The organism is Caballeronia sp. RCC_10, assembly GCF_041360715.1.
In the GTDB taxonomy this organism is placed as follows: domain Bacteria; phylum Pseudomonadota; class Gammaproteobacteria; order Burkholderiales; family Burkholderiaceae; genus Caballeronia; species Caballeronia grimmiae.
The window spans coordinates 1-22,120 of record NZ_JBFUPT010000031.1 but is presented as its reverse complement, the minus strand read 5'-3'; the positions used below and the strand labels follow the sequence as shown (position 1 = coordinate 22,120).

Annotated in this window: 18 protein-coding genes and 5 pseudogenes; 9 read left to right on the top strand and 14 right to left on the bottom strand. The window is 59.4% G+C overall.

The features are described from left to right. Window positions 1–273 precede the first annotated feature (273 nt). A complete protein-coding gene (locus tag AB6804_RS27875) occupies window positions 274–1,485 on the top strand; it encodes a glycosyltransferase family 1 protein (protein ID WP_370889195.1) in 1,212 nt (403 codons plus the stop codon). Continuing rightward, window positions 1,473–2,681, top strand: a complete 1,209-nt coding sequence (glf, locus tag AB6804_RS27870) for a UDP-galactopyranose mutase (RefSeq protein WP_370889194.1) — start codon at window positions 1,473–1,475, stop codon at window positions 2,679–2,681. Before AB6804_RS27875 ends, glf begins: the two co-directional genes overlap by 13 nt. Here the strand turns inward: glf and AB6804_RS27865 are convergent, their stop codons facing one another. After that, entirely contained in the window at window positions 2,682–2,906 is a 225-nt protein-coding gene (locus AB6804_RS27865; protein ID WP_370889193.1) for a hypothetical protein, read from the bottom strand. It lies immediately after the preceding gene. A gap of 152 nt (window positions 2,907–3,058) precedes the next feature. Here AB6804_RS27865 and AB6804_RS27860 point away from each other — a divergent pair, with 152 nt between their 5' ends. Then, window positions 3,059–4,216, top strand: coding sequence for a hypothetical protein (locus AB6804_RS27860; protein WP_370889192.1), 1,158 nt, complete (start codon window positions 3,059–3,061; stop codon window positions 4,214–4,216). Between the two features lie 24 nt (window positions 4,217–4,240). Here AB6804_RS27860 and AB6804_RS27855 read toward each other — a convergent pair. After that, a pseudogene (locus tag AB6804_RS27855) lies at window positions 4,241–4,337 on the bottom strand (transposase); the annotation flags it as partial. A gap of 197 nt (window positions 4,338–4,534) precedes the next feature. On the opposite strand from AB6804_RS27855, the pseudogene AB6804_RS27850 reads away from it, so the two are divergent. The 3 genes and pseudogenes from AB6804_RS27850 to AB6804_RS27840 all read left to right on the top strand — a co-directional run. Further along, window positions 4,535–4,723: pseudogene (locus AB6804_RS27850) on the top strand (transposase zinc-binding domain-containing protein); the annotation flags it as partial. Window positions 4,724–5,824: 1,101 nt separating this feature from the next. After that, window positions 5,825–6,541, top strand: coding sequence for a hypothetical protein (locus tag AB6804_RS27845; RefSeq protein WP_244798006.1), 717 nt, complete (start codon window positions 5,825–5,827; stop codon window positions 6,539–6,541). Window positions 6,542–7,180: 639 nt separating this feature from the next. Then, on the top strand, window positions 7,181–7,567 hold the full coding sequence (locus tag AB6804_RS27840) for a DUF2471 family protein (protein WP_370889191.1): 387 nt from the start codon (window positions 7,181–7,183) through the stop codon (window positions 7,565–7,567). A gap of 527 nt (window positions 7,568–8,094) precedes the next feature. Here the strand turns inward: AB6804_RS27840 and rplI are convergent. Then, window positions 8,095–8,433: pseudogene (gene rplI, locus AB6804_RS27835) on the bottom strand (50S ribosomal protein L9); the annotation flags it as partial. Window positions 8,434–9,058: 625 nt separating this feature from the next. Between rplI and AB6804_RS27830 the strand changes: the two are divergent. Further along, the gene (locus AB6804_RS27830) at window positions 9,059–9,262 is read left to right on the top strand and encodes a cold-shock protein (protein WP_244798007.1); all 204 of its coding nucleotides are present in this window, start codon (window positions 9,059–9,061) and stop codon (window positions 9,260–9,262) included. 332 nt (window positions 9,263–9,594) lie between these two features. Here AB6804_RS27830 and AB6804_RS27825 read toward each other — a convergent pair. After that, window positions 9,595–9,811: pseudogene (locus AB6804_RS27825) on the bottom strand (hypothetical protein); the annotation flags it as partial. Between the two features lie 216 nt (window positions 9,812–10,027). On the opposite strand from AB6804_RS27825, the gene AB6804_RS27820 reads away from it, so the two are divergent. Then, window positions 10,028–10,471, top strand: coding sequence for a hypothetical protein (locus AB6804_RS27820; RefSeq protein ID WP_370889190.1), 444 nt, complete (start codon window positions 10,028–10,030; stop codon window positions 10,469–10,471). 102 nt (window positions 10,472–10,573) lie between these two features. On the opposite strand, the gene AB6804_RS27815 is transcribed toward AB6804_RS27820, so the two are convergent. The 9 genes from AB6804_RS27815 to AB6804_RS27775 form a co-directional block, all read right to left on the bottom strand. Beyond that, window positions 10,574–11,716: a PHB depolymerase family esterase gene (locus AB6804_RS27815; protein ID WP_244798008.1), complete on the bottom strand. Its 1,143-nt coding sequence runs from the start codon at window positions 11,714–11,716 to the stop codon at window positions 10,574–10,576. A 590-nt stretch (window positions 11,717–12,306) separates the two neighbouring features. After that, window positions 12,307–12,783, bottom strand: a complete 477-nt coding sequence (locus AB6804_RS27810; protein WP_370889189.1) for a hypothetical protein — start codon at window positions 12,781–12,783, stop codon at window positions 12,307–12,309. Window positions 12,784–13,288: 505 nt separating this feature from the next. Next, a complete protein-coding gene (locus AB6804_RS27805; protein ID WP_370889188.1) occupies window positions 13,289–15,244 on the bottom strand; it encodes a phage integrase family protein in 1,956 nt (651 codons plus the stop codon). Window positions 15,245–15,330: 86 nt separating this feature from the next. Further along, window positions 15,331–15,807: an RES family NAD+ phosphorylase gene (locus AB6804_RS27800; protein WP_370889187.1), complete on the bottom strand. Its 477-nt coding sequence runs from the start codon at window positions 15,805–15,807 to the stop codon at window positions 15,331–15,333. A 61-nt stretch (window positions 15,808–15,868) separates the two neighbouring features. Beyond that, window positions 15,869–16,297 (bottom strand): antitoxin Xre/MbcA/ParS toxin-binding domain-containing protein, encoded by a 429-nt coding sequence (locus AB6804_RS27795; RefSeq protein ID WP_370889186.1) that lies wholly within the window; start codon window positions 16,295–16,297, stop codon window positions 15,869–15,871. A 243-nt stretch (window positions 16,298–16,540) separates the two neighbouring features. Then, window positions 16,541–16,744: a cold-shock protein gene (locus AB6804_RS27790; protein WP_040048696.1), complete on the bottom strand. Its 204-nt coding sequence runs from the start codon at window positions 16,742–16,744 to the stop codon at window positions 16,541–16,543. A 799-nt stretch (window positions 16,745–17,543) separates the two neighbouring features. Next, complete coding sequence (locus AB6804_RS27785) at window positions 17,544–17,981, bottom strand: hypothetical protein (protein WP_370889185.1); 438 nt, start codon at window positions 17,979–17,981, stop codon at window positions 17,544–17,546. 72 nt (window positions 17,982–18,053) lie between these two features. Continuing rightward, on the bottom strand, window positions 18,054–19,013 hold the full coding sequence (locus AB6804_RS27780) for a ParB/RepB/Spo0J family partition protein (protein ID WP_244798052.1): 960 nt from the start codon (window positions 19,011–19,013) through the stop codon (window positions 18,054–18,056). A gap of 12 nt (window positions 19,014–19,025) precedes the next feature. Next, window positions 19,026–20,192 (bottom strand): AAA family ATPase, encoded by a 1,167-nt coding sequence (locus AB6804_RS27775; protein ID WP_244798053.1) that lies wholly within the window; start codon window positions 20,190–20,192, stop codon window positions 19,026–19,028. 84 nt (window positions 20,193–20,276) lie between these two features. On the opposite strand from AB6804_RS27775, the gene trfA reads away from it, so the two are divergent. After that, a complete protein-coding gene (gene trfA / locus AB6804_RS27770; RefSeq protein ID WP_370889184.1) occupies window positions 20,277–21,254 on the top strand; it encodes a plasmid replication initiator TrfA in 978 nt (325 codons plus the stop codon). Window positions 21,255–21,845: 591 nt separating this feature from the next. Here trfA and AB6804_RS27765 read toward each other — a convergent pair. Beyond that, window positions 21,846–21,983: pseudogene (locus tag AB6804_RS27765) on the bottom strand (IS3 family transposase); the annotation flags it as partial. Window positions 21,984–22,120: the final 137 nt, after the last annotated feature.

Genomic DNA, 22,120 nt, shown 5'->3' with positions numbered 1-22,120 from the left:
CGTTTGCGTCGTCCGTCCGACGGGTTCGTCTGAGCAGTTGCCATGCCTTTAACCTTGAGAAAAAAGGCGGCTTAATGCAGGTCGTGCGGGAATGAGGATTGCCAACGGCCTGACGGAACCTTCGGGCGCTTGCGATCGGCAGCAATGCGATGCATGCGCCGAAACGGTTCTCATTGGTTCGATCATTTGCTAGCCGCACGAGAGCGCGGGTGCGTACTCGGTCTTTCACTGGAACGCGACGCAAATCCCTGTCAGTCATTCACGGAGGCCTTCTTGCCACAGTCGCAAGCCAAACAACACGCCGAGGTCGCCGCGGTGTCGGGCTCCGGCGATCATCGGTTGCAGGCTGCCCGCCCGCCAATCGTGTCAGCGCGATCGGGCCTGCCACGCACGCTCCTCTGTCTATCGCACTTGCGCTGGGACTTCGTGTATCAGCGGCCTCAACACTTGCTTTCGCGAATCGCCAAGCATACGCAGGTGCTCTTCTTCGAGGAGCCAAGGCGCACGGATCAGTCCCACGCGTGGCTCGACGTGCGAACTACGGATGAAGGAATACGCGTCCTCGCACCTCGCTTGCCCGAAGGGCTAACGCAGGAACAGGACGAGCCCGCACTGCGTGCGCTGCTCGATGATTATCTCCTGCAGGCACAGGCGTGGGATCTCGGGCTCTGGTATTACTCGCCGATGATGCTCGCTTTTACGGACCATCTCGACGCTCGTCTTGTCGTGTACGACTGCATGGATGAGTTGTCTGCTTTCAAGAAAGCGCCGCCCCAGCTCGCGGAACGCGAAGCGCGCTTGATGCACAAGGCCGACGTCGTATTCACGGGCGGACAGAGCTTATACGAGTCGAAGCGGCGCTTTCACCATAACGTTCATGCTTTTCCAAGCAGCGTGGACGTACGGCACTTCGAGCAGGCTTGCAGACCTCAAGAGCAACCGTCGGATCAGGAGGCGATCCGCGGGCCCCGTCTGGGATTCTACGGCGTGCTCGATGAGCGTTTCGATGTGCCATTGATCGGCGCGCTGGCAGCCGCGAGGCCTGACTGGCAATTCGTCATGCTGGGGCCGGTCGTGAAGATCGCACCGGCGGATTTGCCGCAAGCGCCCAACATCCATTATCTGGGTCAGAAGTCTTACGACGACTTGCCACGCTACCTCGCGGGCTGGGACGTTGCGCTCATGCCGTTCGCCCTCAACGAGTCGACCCGCTACATCAGTCCCACGAAAACCCCGGAATACCTCGCTGCCGGGCGCCCCGTCGTATCGACGCCGATTGCCGACGTGGTTTCGCGCTATGGGCAAAGCGGAGTGGTGCGCATCGCTGAAAATGCGAGGCAATTCGAGCGGGCAATCGAAGATGCATTAGCCGATGGCGCGGACCGGTCTGCGTTCATTGCCCGCGCCAGGGCAGTGCTCGCGGGGATGTCATGGGATAACACGTGCGCCGCCATGCTCGCCGAGGTCCAGAAATGCGTGTTCTAAACGATGCGAACCAGCAATCGGGGGCCAGCCGGAATGGCAAGGCGGCTGCTAGCCGCGACCAAAGAGGGACTGCTGCCGAAGGCTTCGACTACCTGATAGTCGGCGCGGGCTTCGCCGGAAGCGTGATGGCCGAGAGACTCGCTGCGCAATATGGGCAACGCGTCCTGATCGTCGATCGGCGGCCTCACATCGGCGGAAATGCCTATGACGAGCACAACAGTGACGGCGTGCTAATCCATCGCTATGGACCGCATATATTCCACACCAATGCACAGCGAGTCGTCGATTATCTGTCCCGCTTCACAGAGTGGCGTCCCTATAGGCATCGCGTCCTCGCATCGGTCGACGGCATGCTCGTGCCGATGCCGATCAATTTGACCACGCTCAATCTTCTCTACTCGCTGAATCTGTCGCCCGAACAGGCGGAGGCCTTTCTGGCGGCGCGTGCGGAGCCTGTTTCCGAAATCCGCACGTCGGAAGACGTGGTTGTCAATAAAGTCGGCCGCGAACTGTACGAGAAATTCTTTCGTTGTTACACGCGGAAGCAATGGGGCATCGACCCCTCCGATCTGGATCGTTCCGTCACCGCTCGCGTGCCCATTCGCACCACCACGGAGGACAGCTATTTCAACGACGTTTTCCAGTGCATGCCGCGAGAAGGTTACACACGCATGTTCGAGAAGATGCTCTCGCATCCGAACATAGAAGTCAAGCTGGGAACGGACTACAAGGAAGTCCGCAAGCGAGTGAATTTCGGCAAGCTCATCTATACCGGCCCGATCGACGAATATTTCGATCACTGTCTCGGCAAGCTGCCGTATCGCTCGCTGATATTTCGCCATGAAACGCTCGACCAGGAGTTTTTTCAGTCAGTCGCCGTCGTGAATTACCCATCGGAAAGTGTTCGCCATACTCGCATCACCGAATACAAACATCTGACGGGGCAGCAACACCGGAAGACCAGCATTACTTACGAATATCCGAATGACGAGGGCGATCCTTATTACCCGATTCCCCGCCCCGCGAACGCGGCACTCTTTAAGCGGTATCAGGCGCTTGCCGAGTTTCATCCGGAGGTTACGTTTGCCGGAAGGCTCGGGAGCTATCGCTACTACAACATGGACCAAGTTGTGGCTCAGGCGCTCAGTACGGTTGAGCGAATTGCCGAAAAGGAGGGCATGAATCAGGTGGCGTAGTCATCGACGATGTGCCGCAGATCGCGCCACATCCAAACCCACTTTCTCATTCAGATGAATCGCGGCGATGTCTTCGTTGGACGATTGCGAATCGGCATTCGGTAAGTATTGCCCGAAGTCGAATCTTTGTAGAAAAACTTGCCACTTTCCGTTGATCCGACTAAACTCCTTTCCGCGGTTTAGTTGTCGGGCAAACTGATCGCGCTTCGCAGTGATCGTCGGCATTTGCTACTGGCTTGGTTCGCCTGGCAGTTCGCCATCGCAGGGTCCGCGCACCCTGACTCACTCTTTCAGTCCACAGGCTTGTTCCAACGCAGCACGCATTGCGCTGGGCGTTCTATCTCTGCAAGAAGAAAATGTTGAAGCACGAGCGCGAAATGCTGCTGTTTGTGGCGTTTCAAGGCGCGATTGGCACGTTGGCCGCGTTCATCGGCTATTTCGTCGTCGGGGTCGACGACATTAATGCGATGTTCCGTTTCACCGCGTACATGTTGACCGACGCGAGCGGCGCTGCGCTTCTGGCCTACTTGATCGGGCCGAAAGTCGGACTGACAGGTCGCCGGCTGATGCGGCTCAGTTTTCTCATTCCGGGCGCGCTTCTGCTTAGCGGTAACGAGTCCATCGCGGTTATGGCGGCTGTATTTGGCTTATTTCTCGGCCTCACCTGGAGCGCGAGATATTGGCTAGAAATGAGCGTGCTGACCGATTCGCAACGTGACAGCTATGCGTCGCGCTCAGGGGCGCTTGCGGTGGCTGGCGGCATCATCGCGACGTTGGTGGCGACGCTCTTCCTCTCCAAGACGGGGAACAGTAGCCAGGCGCTTTACAGGCTTTACGGTGGCGTGTGTTTCGTTGCCGCGTTTGTCTTAGGGCGCAACGTGACCGAAGCGCCGATGGTCGCCGCGAAGAATCCGTTTGCCGTGATCGCGCAGCCGGAATTCCGGAACTGTCTGCCGCTTTTTTTCCTCGAGTCCGGTTTGCTCGGAGTGGGCGGTGCAGTGGGTTCGGTCGGTGCGGCGATGTCGCTCGGCTCGGCTAGCGATCTCGGCTGGGTATCGAGCGTAGCGGGGCTCACCGGGGCGGCGGCGCTTTACGTTACCCGCAAGAGCCGCGGGGTCCATAACCGTTCCGGCTGGCTCGGCTGGTCGTGCTTGGCCATCGCTATCTCATTCGTGCTGCTCGGCGCAAGCGCGTGGCTCCCGGGGTTGTTCGTCGCTCATTCGATTCTTCGTTCGGCGGCGGGACCATTTCTCAACGCGAGCGAACACGTCCTCAACCAGCGCGCCCTCGATATTCGCGGCGAGCTCGTCGATCGTATCGTTGCCCGCGACGCGGTGATGTGGGTCATGCGCATGAGTTCGCTGCTTGGCTTCTGGTGGCTGTCGAGCACGATGTCGCCCCCTCACTTGCTCGCAGTCGGCTCGGCGATTCTCGCGCTCGGCGCCGCAGCGGAATATGCAATCGGACAGACGTGGTTTGCGGCTGATGCGCGCAACCCGCATATCGGACCGTCGAGTGTGCGGCAATCGGGCTGACGTCGCCCGCGGCGTCGGATCTGATCAAGCATCCATAGTGGCGAATGCGCTGCAGTCCGCGCGGCAATACGTGGAGTAGAAAGCGGCGGATGAATTCAGGCGCTTCAAGCCGCATCGCGCGCTGGGCGGGTTAGTGCCGGTAGTCTGCTGCAGGTTCTCGGCCCAGCTATGAAGATCGTGGATATGCTCGTTCGCAATCTGTCCGCCAATACTTAGCGCCTACCTGCAGCAGACAAGTGCCTTCGCCACACTTCGGCCGATCCCGGCTATCCAGTGGCGGATGTGCTACATCGCTAAGGCACTGAATTTCGTTAGAGCCATGCCGGGTCGCTCGGTCGCGCTCAGCGAATGAACGCGATCAAGCTATGCGGGACTCCTGCGCTCGGAGGCCATGTCGAGCAGTGGGATGCCTGCGGCCATCAACGCATCGCCTATAACAGCTGCCGGAATCGTCACGGTCCCCGGTGCCAGTCACTTGCCCAGGCGCAATGGCACGATGACCAGCGCAAGGGCTATTTCATTCATGGTGCGATATGACAGTGCAATTTACTGCACCTGTTCGTCCGAACGGAGTCCTACCATGACACCCCTACGTCAGCGGATGGTAATCGGCATGAGTTTGATAGGCGATCGCCGTGATTTCTTCCGGAACCGTGAAGACGACGTGGAAGTACGGCACCGGCAATAATTCCGGCCTGAGGTCACCAGGACGGCGACGCCGACCTACCCCTCTAGCGTCAGAGGTTTCGTTTGACTGACGTTATCAGCCGTCTCCGATTTTGAACTCAGCTGCTGATCATGAAACCGCGACGGCTCAGAGCGCGAGTCGAATACGACAACCGATCCTTCATGACCAAAATAACGCACCCCGGAAAGTCCGCGAGTCAGGGCAGGTCGACACGCTGCATCGAGACATTGTCGACAAACCGGATCGTCCTAATGTACGCGGCGCACTCCAGCAAAGCGAGGATTTCTCCTTGACACACGATGGTCGTAACGCCTGCAGCCGACCGGTTGAACGACGCCGCGATTCCATGAACGCGAACTGCATCAACGACTGCATGCTTGTCAAACGTCGACTCCGACGCGTGGCGGACGATGAGATGGGCCCGAATCAAAGCATCTCCAAGAAACGGTGGATGCAGCTGTGACGGCTATGACGGTCATTCCGCAGTGGACGGCAGTTTCGGTCAGCAGTCACCGACCTGGCTTCACCCTGCCGTAAAAGCGTCACCGTACATTGGCTTGTATTCCTCGATTGCTGAACCGCATAACCGACCGGAATGCTTGTTGCGATGGGGCCATCGATGCCGATCGACGCCCATATACCATCCGGGGGTACCATGGCAGTCAAGACCTTGCGACCATCGACCCGGGCGCTCAGTCATTTAGTTTTCCTGTGTACGTTGCCTCGTAGCGCTAGCACAATGCCTGCCCGGATGCTTCGGGGCAGTTGGATGTTGGGGACTATACGTTAGTGATGTAGCGGCAGGAGGGTCCGATTTCTCCGATCACGCGTGTGAAGTGAGCAGCAGGCCCTCGTGCGGCACGGCGCTTGCGCCCTTGTGGGGTGGTACGGCAAACATACCCTCTCACTTTGGACACACCATGAAACTTCTGACTACTCGGGACGGCCTGCCGCGGCTGTCGTGGGGTGCAATCATCGCGGGCGTTATCTTGTCGACGATCGTGTATCTCATTATGAGCGTGCTTGGCACCGCCATCGGCGCATCGCTGCTCGCCCCGATGTCGAAACCCGATGTGTTGCGTGGGTTCGGCTTCGGTTCCGGCGTTTGGGTCATCCTCACCACGGTTGTAGCTGGGTTCGTAGGCTCTTACTACGCTGGGCGTTGCGCACCCGTGCTCGGGTGGTTGCATGGTCTGCTGTCGTGGTCCGTCATGACGCTTTTGATTGTCTACGGCATGACTTCGCTCGTCACTGGCGTCGTTAGTACGGCCGGCAGCGTCGCTGCGACGAGCGCGCAAGTCGGCGCGACCGCTGCGAACCAAACGGGCGGGCCTAATCAAGTGATCGATTCGGCGAAGCAACAGGTGCAAGCGGCCGTTGCATCGGCGGCGTCGGCGGCATCCGGCCCGGCGGCGGAACAGAATGCGCGAGAAGCGGCTGATACTGCTGCGCGCGGCGTTGCACGCGCAAGCTGGTTCTCATTCGCCGCGCTGGTCGTAGGCGCGATTATCGCGATCGTCTCGGGCGGGGCGGGCTTCCGTCATCAGCCCCCCTTCGAAGAAACCGGCGGTTCAGCGCTCGGTCGGGACGGCCTTGCCGATCGCAAGCGGGCAGTGCAAGGCGGCGGACGCCTGTAGAGCGGATGTCACCGCGTTAATGCGCTTGCGAAGCACCGGTGAATCCGGATGAAACAGACGCCAGCGTATCGCGCCGGTTGAGTCTCCGAGGAATTCTGACTGTCGCCCGTGCAGGTAGCTCGCGGTCGGCGTCATGACGACAGAGATAGGATCGGTGACCGGGCGCAAGCGGTGCATGAAGACTTTCACCCGTAGTCAGGATGCAACTTTGGTTTGCGGAAGAAGTTTGGGTGCGCACGGCGCAAACCAGCAAGATGTCGTGCATCAGGTTTCCTGCGAACTCTCACGAGTTAATCGTGAACGGTGAAGGCACGGCCAGCGAGTGGTTTGCGATACAACGCCGCTGATGCGGCGGTGGACGAAAACCATACTGCATTGGCTAACAACTTGCATGGACGGCTATCCCCTCAACGAATTGTTCAAGTGCCTGGCTTTCATCTCTACCGGACTCGCCGCTGTATGGCTGCTTCTCTATAGCTCTGGCCGCTGCCTGCGAAGGCTCCGAGTCAGGCAGGAATACGCCGCAGCGCTGGTGCTGATGCGAGCGCCGTCCGCGATGCGCGACGCGTTGTGTGCTTGCCGCACCCATATTGTTGAAGCTGGCGAAGCCCCCCCGGCCACGGGCGCCCACTCGACTCGTTGATTGCAGTCGAAGCCGCAGTCCGAGCCGCTGCGCCATCGGTCGTTCGCCAGTACAGGGCGCAAGGCGTCCTAACTTGGACGTTGCTGTACGAGATGGAGGCGCAGCTACTGGCGTATCTGGCGGCCACGGGTCAACATAGCGAGAGCATTCTTACGATAATCCGCGCTCCCGATAACTTGAAGCACCGCGGTGATGAACACCTCGCTTCCCTAGGGGGCCTTGACCTTATCCCCCTCGTCTTCCAAGCAATTGAAGAAGCGTGGTGCCGCGATGCTGACGACAACCGAAAGCAGCATGCGATGGACGGGTGCGAGTGGCGCCCTCTTTCTGTAGATGCAGCCGTACCGTCTGGACCGTCCGCTGTCTATACGACTGAAACGTAATGGCTCCGCGCTAGGGCTTACGGGTCGATCGACCGCTGGCTATCGTGATGGGGTTCAGTGCCCGCCATGTTGTTGGGCCGATTGAACGATGACCCGAGGTTTTTTGCGCAATACTTCGACCAGTCGCGCAAGCAGACTCATGTTGCGGCCAATTGCAAGCCGAATGGCTCTCGAGCGCGTAGGCCGGTACGTCTTCCTGTCGGTTCCAGGAGGAAATGACCTGAGCGATCTGTACTTCGGGACCGACTTTTTCAGCGAATCGGATCGTCCGCAACAATGGCGAGTGCGTCCTACGGCTTCGCTTCCAGCATCCCCTCCCGGGCGCTTCGGCGCCTTCCCGCAGATCAACATCGGCTCGACCGACGACTCTATCGGGATTGTCCGGTCATTGCCTGACGGTGCCCGACGCAACGTCTTCGTTTTTTTCGGTTGCAACGAAATGAGCCGGTATGAATTGATGAAGTCGGACGGTATAACGCTGCAGCTTTTGTTTCGTGTACGCAAGGCCCGAGGGCCTCGCTGCGAACTTACACGTGCTCGCCCAGCACCGACACGGTGACGTCAACCACGACGTCCGTGTGCAGCGCCACTTGAACCGGATGGTCGCCGACCATTTTCAGCGGGCCTTGCGGCAGGCGCACTTGCGCCTTTTTTACTTCAGCGAAGCCTTGCTTCTTCAGCGCCTGGGCGATGTCCGCGTTCGTGACCGAACCGAACAGGCGGCCGTCGACGCCAGCCTTCTGCGAAATCTGCACGGTAAAACCGTTCAGCTTTTCGCCTTGTGCTTGCGCAGCAGCCAGCTTTTCACCGGCGTTCTTTTCCAGTTCGGCGCGGCGGACTTCGAATTCGGCGATTGCGTCCTTCGTGAAATGCAATGGCGACATCGAGCGCCTTGCGAGGGGCTATGGCAGTTCGCAGCCGTTGCGGATAGAACGACGATCTCGTCGCGGGAGTAGAATCAAGCCCGACATCATCGGAGTTGCACAAATGAATAAACTTGCAACTCTCGGGCGGCATGGTGGGCTTCGAGGCTTCTCGCACTTTATCGATGCGATTCGTGCGCAAACGTCTGCAACCGCCGTCCAGCGGAAAAACGTCCCTTGCACCATTGCTGATAGGCCTGGCAGCGCGGAAGCAGGTTCAATCATACATTCGCTGACTCGCCGCTAGGGCTGCACTACTCGCCTAGCGGCCTCGGTTGGATGCGCACGGCGCCGAGTCGTATCGCTCGAGAAGTCGCCTTCTCAGCATCCAGTTTTCTCGCCTGCTGCTAAGAGCCGTCACCTCGCGGTTTTCGCAAGCGCAAAAGAATGACGATGCCTTGGCCTCCGATTGCAAGCATGCCGATGCTCACTAAAGTGACTTCCTCAGCGTCTATGATCGAACCCGTGTTTGCACGACTGTTGCATGGATAGGCCTGTCGGCTAAGATGGATGCTGACGGTCGCGAGGGTGGCTGTCTTTTCTCGTTAATTTTTAGGTAGAGCACATTATGGCAACGGGCACGGTTAAGTGGTTCAACGACGCAAAGGGGTTTGGGTTCATCACGCCGGACGAAGGCGGAGACGATCTTTTCGCGCATTTCTCGGAGGTCCGCGCCGAAGGCTTCAAATCCCTCGCCGAGGGACAGAAAGTGAGCTACGACGAAAAAATGGGCCCCAAGGGCAAGCAGGCGTCGAACATCAAGCCGGTGTAACGCTCGCTGCGCCACGGCGCATATACGACCGCCGAGGCGCGATCCGCTGCGCAGCGGGGCTCGGTTGTCGACGGATCGCGCTTAGGTGTCGGTCGCATTTCAAAGACAGCCGCTGACAATGGACCGCACACCCGACGCCGGCTGTCCTTACTAGACTCCTTATTCGCGCGATAACCTGGCAGGTTGCTGGTGGCCTGGTTGCATGCGCGCATCGCATGACCCGCTCAATCGCCCGACGCCTGCCGCGTTGTGCGTTGCTGCCCTAAGCTTCACCAGTCGAAGCGGTGCTTTTCTTCGGTTTCCTGATGGCGCCGATCGTCGTCGACGTTTAACTAGATGCCGGTCGTCATCAGCGATGCAGGTGTTGAGAGAAGCCGTTGAAAAGGCTGAGAAGGTCGTTGCCAAAGCCATGTATTCCGTCGCTGTCCAACCCACTGAAACTGGCGTTGTGCGGGCTCGAGAAATTCCTGGTTCAACAAGGCGAGGCGCAATTGCACGACACTGTGTGTCCTCGCGCAGCTGGCTCCTACAGATTCGACGGCCAACAACTGCTGCATCTCGTGTTCGCGCCCTGCGCTCCGGTCGAACATCATCGCCTCCGATGCGAGGGTCGTAACCCCGCCGCGCTTCATCCCCACTTGACGCCCGCCTGTGCCGCCACGCGTCGAGCACGACGACTTGTCGCGCTCGAGCACCACGCACCCGTGCTCAAACGGAGGCGACCACCTCGGTCTGAACACCTCCAGCGACAGCTGGGGCAAGTCAATGGCAGACAGTTGGCTGCCCTCTTGGCTTTATTGCAAGCGCGCATCGGACGCCACGAATGCCAATCGCCGGATTACGCCCCTTGCAAGCGAGTCACACGTCTGTTACGTCTTGTTTGGGGTGTTTCCGGGACTCGCTCAGTTCGCGCTCCCATTTATCCAAATGGATGCGGTCGTCGCCATTTTGAGTATTAAGATAAACGACGAGCGTTCCGCCGAGAAGCAACAGGACCATCGTCATCCCTATCATCTGTGCACCTCTCTAATGCCCTCCCTCGCGCATTCGGTGTCCGAGATCACCGTTGGCAACGCCCATTTTCATCGCGCCGCGTTTTCGCCGCTCTCGGAGCTTGCGTCCCGGACACTGACTGCAGTCGTTGCTTCCTTCGAAGCCCGAAAATTTTTCATACTTCGTTTAACTAACGTTTATGAGCGGATGTCCTGACCGGCTTCACTGGTTCGCCCTACTGCTATTTGACAAGCACGTCAATTCGAGCATCGCCGCAGTCAGCCGCTCCAATGTCGGCAGACAACGCTGACTATGGCTTTAGATAAGCAGGCCGTCCGGCGCGTTGTCAAGCGTGAACTGGCTGACAAACCGAACGATGGCCGCACTCGCATCGGGCCCACGGGGGTCCGTATAAGTGCCGTCGGCATGACCGCCCGACCAGGCATGACCGAGCCCATGCACGAGCCATCGCTCGGTAAGCAACGATCCGTTTTGATCACGCCAAACGTCCCGAGTGTAGGCGCGGCCGTTGGTTTCGCGCTCGACGCATGTTGTAGGACACGCGGGCGTGTCGGCCGCGTTGCGGCTCAACAAATGATTCATCTCAACGATCTGGTCGCTGTTGAGCGGGTGCACGGTATCGTCGGCATCTCCGTGAAAGACGATTAACGGCACGGTACGCCGCGGAGCCACTTGTGGATCTGGTTTTGGCAGGCAGACGGTGCCTCGGCCGTCATTCATCGCGCACCACGCTGAGACGTGCTCCTTCGCAACGCCGAATGCCATGCCTGAATGGACAGCCGCAGCTGCATACAGGTCCGGATGAGTGACGGCCAAGTTGGTCGCCATGGCGCCACCCGCGGACAGTCCGGCCACATAGACGCGAGCACGATCTGCGTTGAACCGGACGATGACGTCGCGCGTCAGGGCAGCGAGCGCCGCGGTTTCACCGGAGCTGCGCGCCTGATTTGACGGCAAGAACCAGTTCCAGCAACGCAGCAAATTGGCGCTTTCCCGTTGCTCCGGATACACGACGATAAATCCAGTCTCTTCGGCGAGCACGTTCATCCGCGTTCCGGCCGCGAAGTCATCAGGGTGCTGCTGGGCGCCGTGGAGCATGACCATCATCGGCAACGACCGACCATCATAGGAACTAGGAAGGTAAACTTTCGCGTGATGAACATCTCCGCCTTGCTCGCAGGTGTGACTCAACCATTGAGCGCCTCCCTTAGCCGGGGGCGGCACTTCCCCAGGCGATGTCTCAGTAAAGGTCTCGGCCATTGGCGTGGACAGGACCGAAGTCAAATAGTCACTACTCTGCGGGCCGTGGTCGCTTGCCGTTTGCAGCGCCAGCGCCGTACTGTCTGAAGCGGTGAGGAACTGTCCCGGTAAGCGAGCGCCGGGCATGAAAGACGACCAAAACGCGTCGTGAGCCAAGAAAAATGGGGCAAATAGATTCATCGACGTCTCTTGGCTGCTGGGTTCGGATGGGAAGCTGCGTGTTGCGCAGGTTGGAAACTAAGCAGACGACGGGATGGACGAACATGAGGCGGGCGGCTCATCGGCTTCCCCGCAGGCCCTATGTTCATCATTGCCGCTTCGACGCTTCCTTTTTCTCCTTTTTCGCGTCCTTCTTTTCCTTCGGCGTCTTCATGGCCGCCTTCTTCTGCGCCTTTTTTGCGTCCTGGGCCTTGCTCATTTCATTTCTCCCTATGCTTGCAGCTTCTAGCGACAGCTAGACGGCTTGATCCTCGCAAGCCGCAGGCCAGTACCGGTGACCCCATTTCCGCAGGGGCGGTGCGCACATGGTCCTCGCGCGATCAGATCACGCAGCCATCTGCGGACGGCCTCACGCGACGGATGTCAAATCGTCCCGTCGGCAAAGGGAGGACGCTTGCATTCGCGGAGCCGTCGCGGAGGAAAATCAGCCGCTGGATGGAAAGGAGATTCTACGGTTGTCACAGCAACATACCTGCATCGCGGGTGAATGACGGCAATCCCATCAATCACGTCGGTTGTATGCGGCAAACGGGGCGCGCATGCTAAGCGCCTCAATTCGGTGAATGACGTCCGAAGTACATCGCTTCTAGATCGGGAAACCGGCCGGCTTGCAGTATCCGATCAAGTTGCGCCTTCGCCAACTTAATGCGGTGAAGCGGCGTCGAAGCGAGCTGCCGGTCATGCGCGCACAGGACCGCTTCGATTGCGCTGCACTGATCGTCGGCAACCTCCCATTTGTCGGCCGCCTTTGAGGCGGCAATACACGTGCGCAAAACCGCATGGGCGCGGAGATAGGTTCCGATTGACGGATCCAGGCGGTCCTTCTCACACACTAGATACGTCAAATACAGCGTCTTGATCAGCTCGCTCGCCGTGTCTGCGTCGCCCCGTCCGGTGCGCATCGCGACCAGCGCCAAGTGACTTTTCAACGAGAATGCGCGGGCAACGCCCGGAGCGATCGGCAGCAATTGCGCCCGCGTCAGCGGCGCGCGACGCAACGACTTCGCTTTTTTCGGTTTATTTGACATTGGCGGGTTGTTACGGCCCAGGCCGTTGGGGAGGACGGCTGCGTCCTCATGCGTCGAGACACGGGGCTGGGAAAACGCAGCAGGCGTAATGAGGCTAGGCCCTGTTCAGCTTAAAGTCGGTGCGCCATCGAGCTTCGGAAGGAGGCGACTCAGCGGTGAAACCGGACGGGTCCGATCCGCCCCGGGAGTTCCCTCGGATGATCCTTCGGTGCTTCGCTGCTTGCTAGCACGTGGGAAGGACAGACGGTGGGCACGGCACGTTTGAAGACGGTTTGAATGCCGCTCGGCGATTACCATTGAGAGCACGTACTTGTCCGACCACACCAACTGGCCCGTGAGCTTGATGCCGCTGAGCAAGAAGACCCAGAGGACTTTCTCTTCAGCCACAAGGCCGTCCACGAAGGCGAACTGAACGTCGTTGGCATCCGCAGACATGATGGCCCCATCGTTCCCGTTGGGTCTTGAGCCACAGACCCGCGGTTTGTTCCGCCGTTAGAAAGGCCGCTTATTCGTCGTCGCTGGCATAGTACTGCGCCGCCGCCTCGAGCATACGCCGGCGCTCGGCGCGAACATAGATTGAGGTGGTCTGCAACGACGCGTGACCTAGAATGGCCTGCACGACATCGGTCGGCATATCACGCGCGACCGCCCGTGTGCCGAACGTGTGCCTAAAAGCATGCGCCGACGTGTTCGCCAACTGCACCAGGTCGTCGGTGCTGAAGTCAGCCAGCGCAGCGCTTTCCTTGGCCAGCCGTTGCACGGCCGTTCTCACGAGCCGCCCGAACGCATCCACGGTGTAAGGCCCTTCCTCCGTCTGGGCATCGTGCCGCTCGCGCGCCGCGCGCGTCGCCGGAATCCGCTGCGGCGCAATCAGCGGCCCCTGCGCGTGCGGCGCGTCGAAGTTGCGGCCCCGGTCTTGCCAATGTGCGCGCAGCGCCGCGATGGTCGCACCACTGACCGGCACCGTGCGCTGCTTGCGGCGCTTGCCGATGACGGTCAGTGTCCAGACCGACGACGGGCGGCGGCCTGACTCGGCCGAGTGCGGCGACGTCGGCTGCGACGGTGGCTGAGACGGTGAGCGGGGCGACGGGCTGCGCGACCCGCGCCCGTCGCAAGACACCTCGGCGAGACGCAAGCCTTCGCGCCGGGCGAGCGCCGCTTCCGCGCGCCGCAATCCGGAGTCCCCCATCAGTAAGATGGCCGCCCGCGCGGCGCGCCACTGCCGCGCCTCGTCGTCAGCCTCTCGCACGACAGCATGGAACCCGTCGCAGCGGGCATCGAGCGCCTGACGCATCCGCGTCCATAAGCTCGCGGGCAGCGCCCGATGCACCTGCACCGACAATTCCCTTGTGACCGTCGCCGGTTCATGCACCGCGCTCCACGGATTGCCGGCGAGATAGCGCACCTCCACCAGCCACGCAAACGCCGCGCGCAGCACGCGCACCGCATACGCCTGGCTGTCGGCGGACAGCCCTTCCGGCGCGAACGGGCGCCAGCGGCCGCTGCTGCGCGCGCGCTTCGGTCCGGTGAACGACGCCAGCGGCGCCTGCAAAAAATCCTTGTACGCCTCACAGTCCTCGACGGTCAGCGATGACAGCGCCTTCTTCCGAACCACCACGCTCCACAGGATCAGCCGCTCGAGCTCGCGCGTGTAGGCGCGCAAGGTCGTCGGCCGATCGCGGTAGCGGTGCAGGTACGCGTGCACCGCCGCGAGATCGTGCTCGGCGCGAATGAACGCAAAACTCGTCGCCCGGTTGAATCCCGCCGCGCCGGATAATTCGGCCGGCACGGCCAGGTGCTCAAACGGTGCCAGGCGCGGCTCGCCCGGATCGCCGCCGACCACGATCACGCAATCGCCCCTCCCTCCTTCCTGGCTCGCCGGTACCAAGGACGCCGTGTCGACATCGGCGGCGACCTTCACGCCGAGCGTCGCCTCATGCCGCCGCAGCCACGCGACGATCGTCCGCGCGCGTTGCGCGCCGATGCGCGGTACCGAGCGCCACCAGCTACCGCCGCGCGCATTACAGTAATCGATCAATGCGCCGAGCGTGCCGATGCCCTCCCCACTTAGGCGTTGCGCGATCAGCGGCCGGAACCACAGGTGCACCGGGTGGGTCGCGAGCGGCACCGCCGCCGCCAGCGTCGACGCCTGCTCAACCATGCGCAAGGTCATCGCGGTGAGCTTCGCGCTGCCGTGCTGTTTGATCGACGCCTTCAGGTGATCGGCCAGCACCGACGAGCCGTGCCGTAACGCGAGCTGCACGAGGTCATCGCGCATGGTGCGCAGATACCGCTCCATCGCGTCGGCGCTCGCCGCGTGCGGCGCGTGCTCGGGATCGTAGTAAAGCCGCGCGATGGTGGCCGCGGGCAGGCGCTGCACGAACGCGCGCAGCGCGGTGAAGTCGGTGCGCGTATACGTGCGCGGCGGCGGCAGGGTCAGCTGTTGCGGTTGATTGGCCATCGCGAGGTGCCTTGGTCCATCGATGAAAGAAGCAAGTGACTTCCAACTGTCAACAAGGTGAGGCTTTGCAGGAAGCGACGGTGAGTCTATTCGGGCACCGCGTCCCGTCCGACGACGAACAGCCGCTGATCCCACCCGACCGGCTGCGGCGTCGACACCACCAGGCGCGCCGCGTCCGGATGCGCCGGATTGACCACGGCATTGCATTCCGCCCGCGCGACCACCGACGGCACGACCAGGATCGCCGATCTCGCCTCCTCAATCCACCGATCGCCGAAGCGCCGCGCGACCTGCGGATCCGGTGCGTCCCAGCCGCGAGGCAAGTCCTCAAGACTCACCCGCTCGATCGGCACGTCGTCTAGCACCTGCACTTCGACCCACACGTGATGGTTCGGCACCTTACCGATCCGCGCGTGGACCAGCACTTCGAGCATGGCCCCCGCGAAATTGAGCGCGCCATAGATGACCGGTCGCCCCGGACTGTTGAAGCGCCCCCCGACCAGCATCGCGCCGGTGCCGCTCCACACCGGATGCCGCCGGTCCGCGATCCGAAAAATCCGCATCAGCCCGGCACTCCAAGCTCATGCTCAAGCACCTCTATATAGAGCGTCACGCGGTCCATCGTCATGCCGGCAATCCGTAGAACAGCTTCCACAGCAACTCTTCGACGCGCCGCGCGCCCAGTTCGCTTAAGGACACCTCGACCGGGGTGCGCCCTTCGAGCAGCGGATGCGCGGTGTTCAGAAACTCGCGCGTATCCGCCTCGTCGTCCCACACGTAACGGGCGGTCGCGACGATGCGCGCGAGCCGCTCGGTCTTCTCCGACTCGTCGGGACTGAGCTTGTCGCGGCGGCGTTTAAACGTCGCCTCGGGCACGATGCGCGCGAGCAGCGCGCGGCGTTCCTCGGCGCTGCGGGTCGCGTGTTCGACGCCTTCCTTGAGCGCCGACTTCGGCAACCCCTCGCGGACCTGCGCGTCGAGCTCGGCGACCGAGTGCGGGGTGTGGGGCAGCGCCATCACTGCGGCGATCTGTTCGGGCGACACCAGCAGCATGAGGGTCTCCTTGGGTTCAGTTGAACCTTTATTATAGACCAAATGATACCCTACCCTGTCGAAACAAGACGTAAAGCGGCCAACCCGTTATTTTAATCATTAAACGGTTCACTGCTAATAACGATTAGCAGACAAGGACGGTTGCGCTACTCGGGGTTCTCCGCCTTCGATCCCTGATGTTCGGGTCGCTGCTCCGCTCTCCCGAAGGCCCCGACGACCTCACGATCGCCAGGGCCACCACCGTTACGCCGGCTTGATGTTCGATGCCTGCTTCCCCTTCGGCCCCATCTTCTCGTCGTACGTCACCTTCTGGCCTTCAGCGAGTGTTTTAAAACCTTCGGCGCGAACTTCCGAAAAGTGTGCGAACAGATCGTCGCCGCCACCGTCGGGCGTGATGAAGCCGAAACCCTTTGCATCGTTGAACCACTTGACTGTACCCGTTGCCATTTGTGTTTGACCCAAAAAAGTTGAAGACGGCGGGCCCGCCATCTCGCAAGCGCCGGAGCCTATGTTCACCTGCTGGCACACGGTCAGCAACCCTGAAGATCAAGGACATTGTCCCCTTCCGATAGATCAGTCAGTTTGTCCCGGAGTGGCCCCGATCCTGATAATCCCGCCTTTGGTCGTTATCAGGCTTGCGACTTCGACGTCGCTGGATTTTGCCGACGAGGTGCCGGCCTGATAACGGCTCTCGACAAAGCGCGCGATTGTGCGTCGCCGGAGGCGGTCAACGCCGCTGATCGACGGCTTGGCGTACTCTCGACGTGCTCTAACGTCCCGCCGCAGCGCTTGCGCGAGCCGCCTAGGCAAAGCGACGCCTAGCCGCTGAGCTGGCCTCTGAGCAAGGCATGCTGGCTTGGCGAATCGAGACATCGGCGCGGCACATGCGCTCATCCACGCGCAGGATGACCGCCTGACGTGCTCGCCTGCGACGGGCACACTATACGGCGCGAGGACACAGAGTTTCGGGGAGGCTCGGAGAAATGCTGGCGAAGCGGGGCGGATGCCCTTAAGCGACGTTTCTGCCAAGATAAGCTTATTCAGCAGCCGCTAAGCCAAGCCTGCTTACTGCCGCGTCTCGATCAGGCATCGCGCGCACCGTCGGAATAATTTAATTCGGTCGCTTTTTTTATAGCGCGCTTCCTCCTCTTCCGCCTATTCGACTTTTAACCCGCGCAAGGCGTTCGCGATCCTAAGCTCCGCCGTCGCTGCGCCTGGAGCAACGGCAAAGACGCCTGCTGCGTGCTCAGGTAGCCTTGAACCCGAAAGACTTCTTTATATCGGAGAGCCTCGCCAGTGCGAAGTCAAGCCGAGAAGCGGCCTGCTCCATGACGGCAATCGCGTTTTCGATGGACACGGCTGCAGGCTTCGGAAAGAAATCGGTACCGCTGGCTTCTTCATCACCCGGCTCTGCTAGCAAGAAAGCTGTCGACGTCGGCGGTCGGACAAGCATGGCTTGCGTCTTCGGCGATCTATCCAGCAGACCGGTAGTTGCATGTAAAGGTATGCTCTCGGCAGGGAGCCGGGAAGTCGTTGAATGGCGGAATGTGCCCCGTTGGACTCTGCAGCGAGCGACGGCGACAAAGCAGTCAGCATCGAGCGGATTTGAGAGCAGCGCGATCTTTCTAGTGACCGCTTGCAGCGGAGGGGCGACGCAGATCAAAGAGTGGAGAAGCCCGCTCATTGATGGCACGTTACTTCATAGTGTCCGCAGTGGTAGTGGTCTGCGGACAGCACAAGTCTTACCGAACATAGTTCACCGAGGTGAACTCTCAGCCTGTAGTGATGCCAAGAAAGCGCGAAGCGATTCGAGCTGGTCCGGACCTAACGTCGTCTTATCAATATCGATGGTCGCCTTCTTTTCTGTCTCGTTCCAGGTTCCGAAAGAAAAGTTCACCCGGGTGAACTGCTGGGCGTTGCGATTGATAAGTGCCTCGTAGACCCCCTTCGGTGGAAGGGACTTGCCCGCGACTGCTTTCGCTGCACTTATAACCGCGGCGGAATCAACATCGATGACCTGCCTTAGTTTTTCGGCCCATTTCGGTTGGATATCGCTTGGCGATCGAAACGCATTCACAACAGCAGCAGGCAGTTCAGCAAGTGCACTGTAGCGGCTCATCAGACTTTTGGTTTTCCCCAGCACAGCTGCAACTTCAGACCAGTTTCGGTAGAGCTTAAGATCGATCCCTCGTTTGTAATGCATGGCGAGTTCATACGCCGACAGGTCTTTTCGCTGTTCGTTTTCCCTGCTCATCTCTTCAAAGAGATCCTTATCGGACATGTCGTCCTGGATCATTGCCAAGACCTGTAGCCCAAGCTCCAAGCACGCTCGATGTCGTCTGTGTCCAAACACTACTTCGTAGCTTTCCGGGCCGATTCGTCTTACCTTGATTGGCTGTACGTTTCCGCCAGCGCTCAAGATCTCCTGCTTAAATGCCTCGAAAGAAGTTCCTTCAAACGAGCGCTCGATTCGATTGGCAAACTTCGAAGCTTTGATTGAATTGGCTTCGAGCTTACGCGTGGGGAGCGCACCTTCATGAAGCGCCAGTCTCCTTTGCGCCTCGCTCAGGTCCCTTTCAACCTTTTCGAGTTCGCCTGTGAAATCCGTGACTTTGTTCATTGCGATTCGCGGCGTTCTACGTTCCGCGCGTGGCATGAGCGCCGGATCCAATGCCGCAGCGGCGAGTCGAGCCGCCTCCTCTTTCTTACTTGTCATCAGCTAACCCCTTCAATTAACCCAGACACGCCGGATTTGAGCCTCTACTTGATCGACGGCTGCGTCATAGGCAACCCGCGCCGTCTGATATGTCTTGGCACTACCCGTGTACTTGGTTATGTCATAGACCGTAGAAAACTTCGTCCCTGAGGAGCTCGATACAACTGTCTTCGGAATCTCGCCTGTCATCAGCTTGTCCCCGTACGCCACCTTTACCCATTCCCTCACCACGCTTTCGTTCACATTGCCCTGCCCCTCGGTCATGCAAAGCAGCACGTCGATAAATTTCCACGTTTTTTCGGCGCCTGCTTGCTCTGCAATCGAAGAAGCTAAACCCGAAAAAAGAGTCCAGAACTGGCTCGAACTGGCGAAGTCCATGCCGCGAGGTGGTATGGGCATGATGAGGCCGTCAGCAGCAAAGAAGGCGTTCAAGGACAAGTAGGAAAGCGTTGGAGAGGTGTCGATTAAAATGACGTCATATTCCGCTCGAAGATCGTGCAATCCTTTGTTCAGGACGTCATAGAACCGAAAATCGGGCTCACGCTTCGACTGTCGACTTGGGATGTGAAATTCAGCCGCGAAGGCCACCGGGCTACAACCGACCACGTCTAGTCCATCCCAGTAGGTCGGCTTAACTGCATACCGCAGCGACAGCTCATCTCCGGCGCACAGCGGCAAAATAGTGTCTTCCTCTTGAACTTGAGTATCTGGTAGGTAACCGCACAGGCTCGTAAGCGACCCCTGCGGGTCCAAGTCGATGCACAACACCCGGTACCCGAGAAGCGACAGCCCCTGTGCCATGCACATTGTCGTAGTCGTTTTACTTACACCGCCTTTGCTGTTGCCGGTCGTTACGACTACCGCCCGGTCATCCGGCCCTCGCGTATGCGACCGGCCGTAAGCACGTGCCCAACGCCGCGCCTCGGCCAACGTGAAATCGCGACGGGATTTGTTTATTTCCTTGCCGGCGGGGAGGTCGCCCTTTGCCACCCGCCTCATTAGGGCGCTGCGATCGATGCGGCAAAGGGCGGCAAGCTGCGCGACAGAGAAAGTAGGGGGCTTTTTTATGTAGTCCGGCGAAAAGATGCTGTTCCGAACGCGCTCTACAACGTCCGCTACCCGATTGGCCTGATCCTCAATATCATCGATCGTGTATTCAGGGCGCAAAGGATCAATCATTATCCGTCCGATTAGAAATTGTTGTTATACTCGAAAAAAGTAATCGGCGATAGAATACCTGATCGACGCCTAGGAACAAAGCAAATGACAAAGAAAACGCCGGGCTTGATTTCCTCCGAATTTCTCGAATCCTCAGAGACAACCGAGAAGGTAGCGGCAAAGGAAACAGCACTTGAGATTGTCGCAAGACTAGAGAAATCCCTCGTCGGCAGGAAGAGCGGGAATCAACAGTCGCCCCGACCACCGACACGTGTCCAGATTCCGCTGTGGTCGGAAGATCATCGGCCCGTGCTGCACGATCTGGTTCGATCCGCGCTCTTCACCTGCGGGCAAAGGGATGCGCGTATGGATCTCAAGGCGAAACCGATCTATGCACTAGAACACATCAAGATCACTTACACCGGAGAGGAACTGCGGCAACGCGACTATGACGTCTACCTGCAGATCCTCCATTTGTCTCGCGGCGCCACTGTCGATAATCGACAGGAGTGGGTCGAGTTCGAAGCCCGTTCTCTTATAAAAATGCTTGGCTGGACTCAAAACTCTCGCAGCCTCGTAGAACTGCGGGAAACCATACGTCGCCTAACGGCATGTGCGCTGGAAGTAACTCGCTCCCGCACGAAGAGCAGTGCTCCCGTCGTCTATGGTGGACCACTCCTGCTGAAGTACGCCGGTGCGCAAGAGGGTGGTTTTGACGAAGTGACCTTTTGGAAGGTTCAGATAAACAGCGAGGTCGCAGCACAGCTAAAACCTGGGGATTACACACGTATCGATTGGCAAATCAGGACCAAGCTTTCTCCTTTGGAGAAATGGCTGCATGCCTTCTACTCGACCAATCAACATCCGTACCCAATGAAGGTCGAGACGATACATAAGCTGTGTGGATCTCGCATGGCTGAAATCAAATTTTTCCGCCGCGCGATCAAAGCCGCACTGGACCGCTTGATTGAAGTGGGGTTCCTTTCGTCTTGGCAACTGGATGAAACGGATAAAGTGAGGGTGGTCCGTGGTCAAATGCTCACCGCCAACGCTGATCGGGTAACGAGCGACGGAGTCCGTTGACCTTAAGCCAACGCAGCTGCAGTTTGCCTTCAGTCAAAAGATCACTACCACTTCAATCAACGGTGACTATTTGACTCCAAACAGGCCATTCAGCCGCCCGAAACTAAGTCAAATAGTCACCAAAAGAGCGAACGACCAGCTTTTCACCGGCGGCTGCAAGGGTTTGCACGCGTCTGCTGCGTAAAAAATACAAAAACGTGCCAGTTTTCGCGGCACAAGTGACGAAGAGCCCGTTATCCACAGAGCAACAGTCGAATGCTCACTCCTCTGAGTCAGATGGGCACCGATACAAGTCAGATGCTAACCCCACCTAGTCGGATACACACCAAATCCAGTCAAATATTCACCGTTCCGTCCGCGTAAACATCTGACTACATTAACAAAGGCGGTGGCTCGGAGGGGTGCTAGAAGGTTCTAAGAAGGTTTTTAGCTCTTTCTTAGACAATCTCAGATAGGAAGACTGGTCGGATTCCTGCGAAAGGCAAGACACGTCCGTATTTGACGTCGGTGCGACTCGAAACTTTCGGCACGTGGTCCGCACAGCGTTTGCCGCAACTGGGACCGACGCGCCATCGAGCTTGTGGCCGGTGGGAAGCTTTCATCGGCGCCGTTCTGCCATGGCTTGCTGGGGTCGCTCAGTGCCAGATCCATGCCGTTCTCTGCCGCCCACTTCAGGATAGCGCGCGAGACGAATTCCGGCCCGTTGTCCGAGCGAAGATAACGTGGCGCACTGAAGCGCACCGGGTTTTCCGGAGACCTCAACTCCTGAGAGAATGAGGAAATGGAAAGCATCGACAAAGCAAAACGCAAGACTGCGCCGAAGTATCCGACCGAGGTTCGCGAGCGCGCGGTTCGCATGGTGTTCG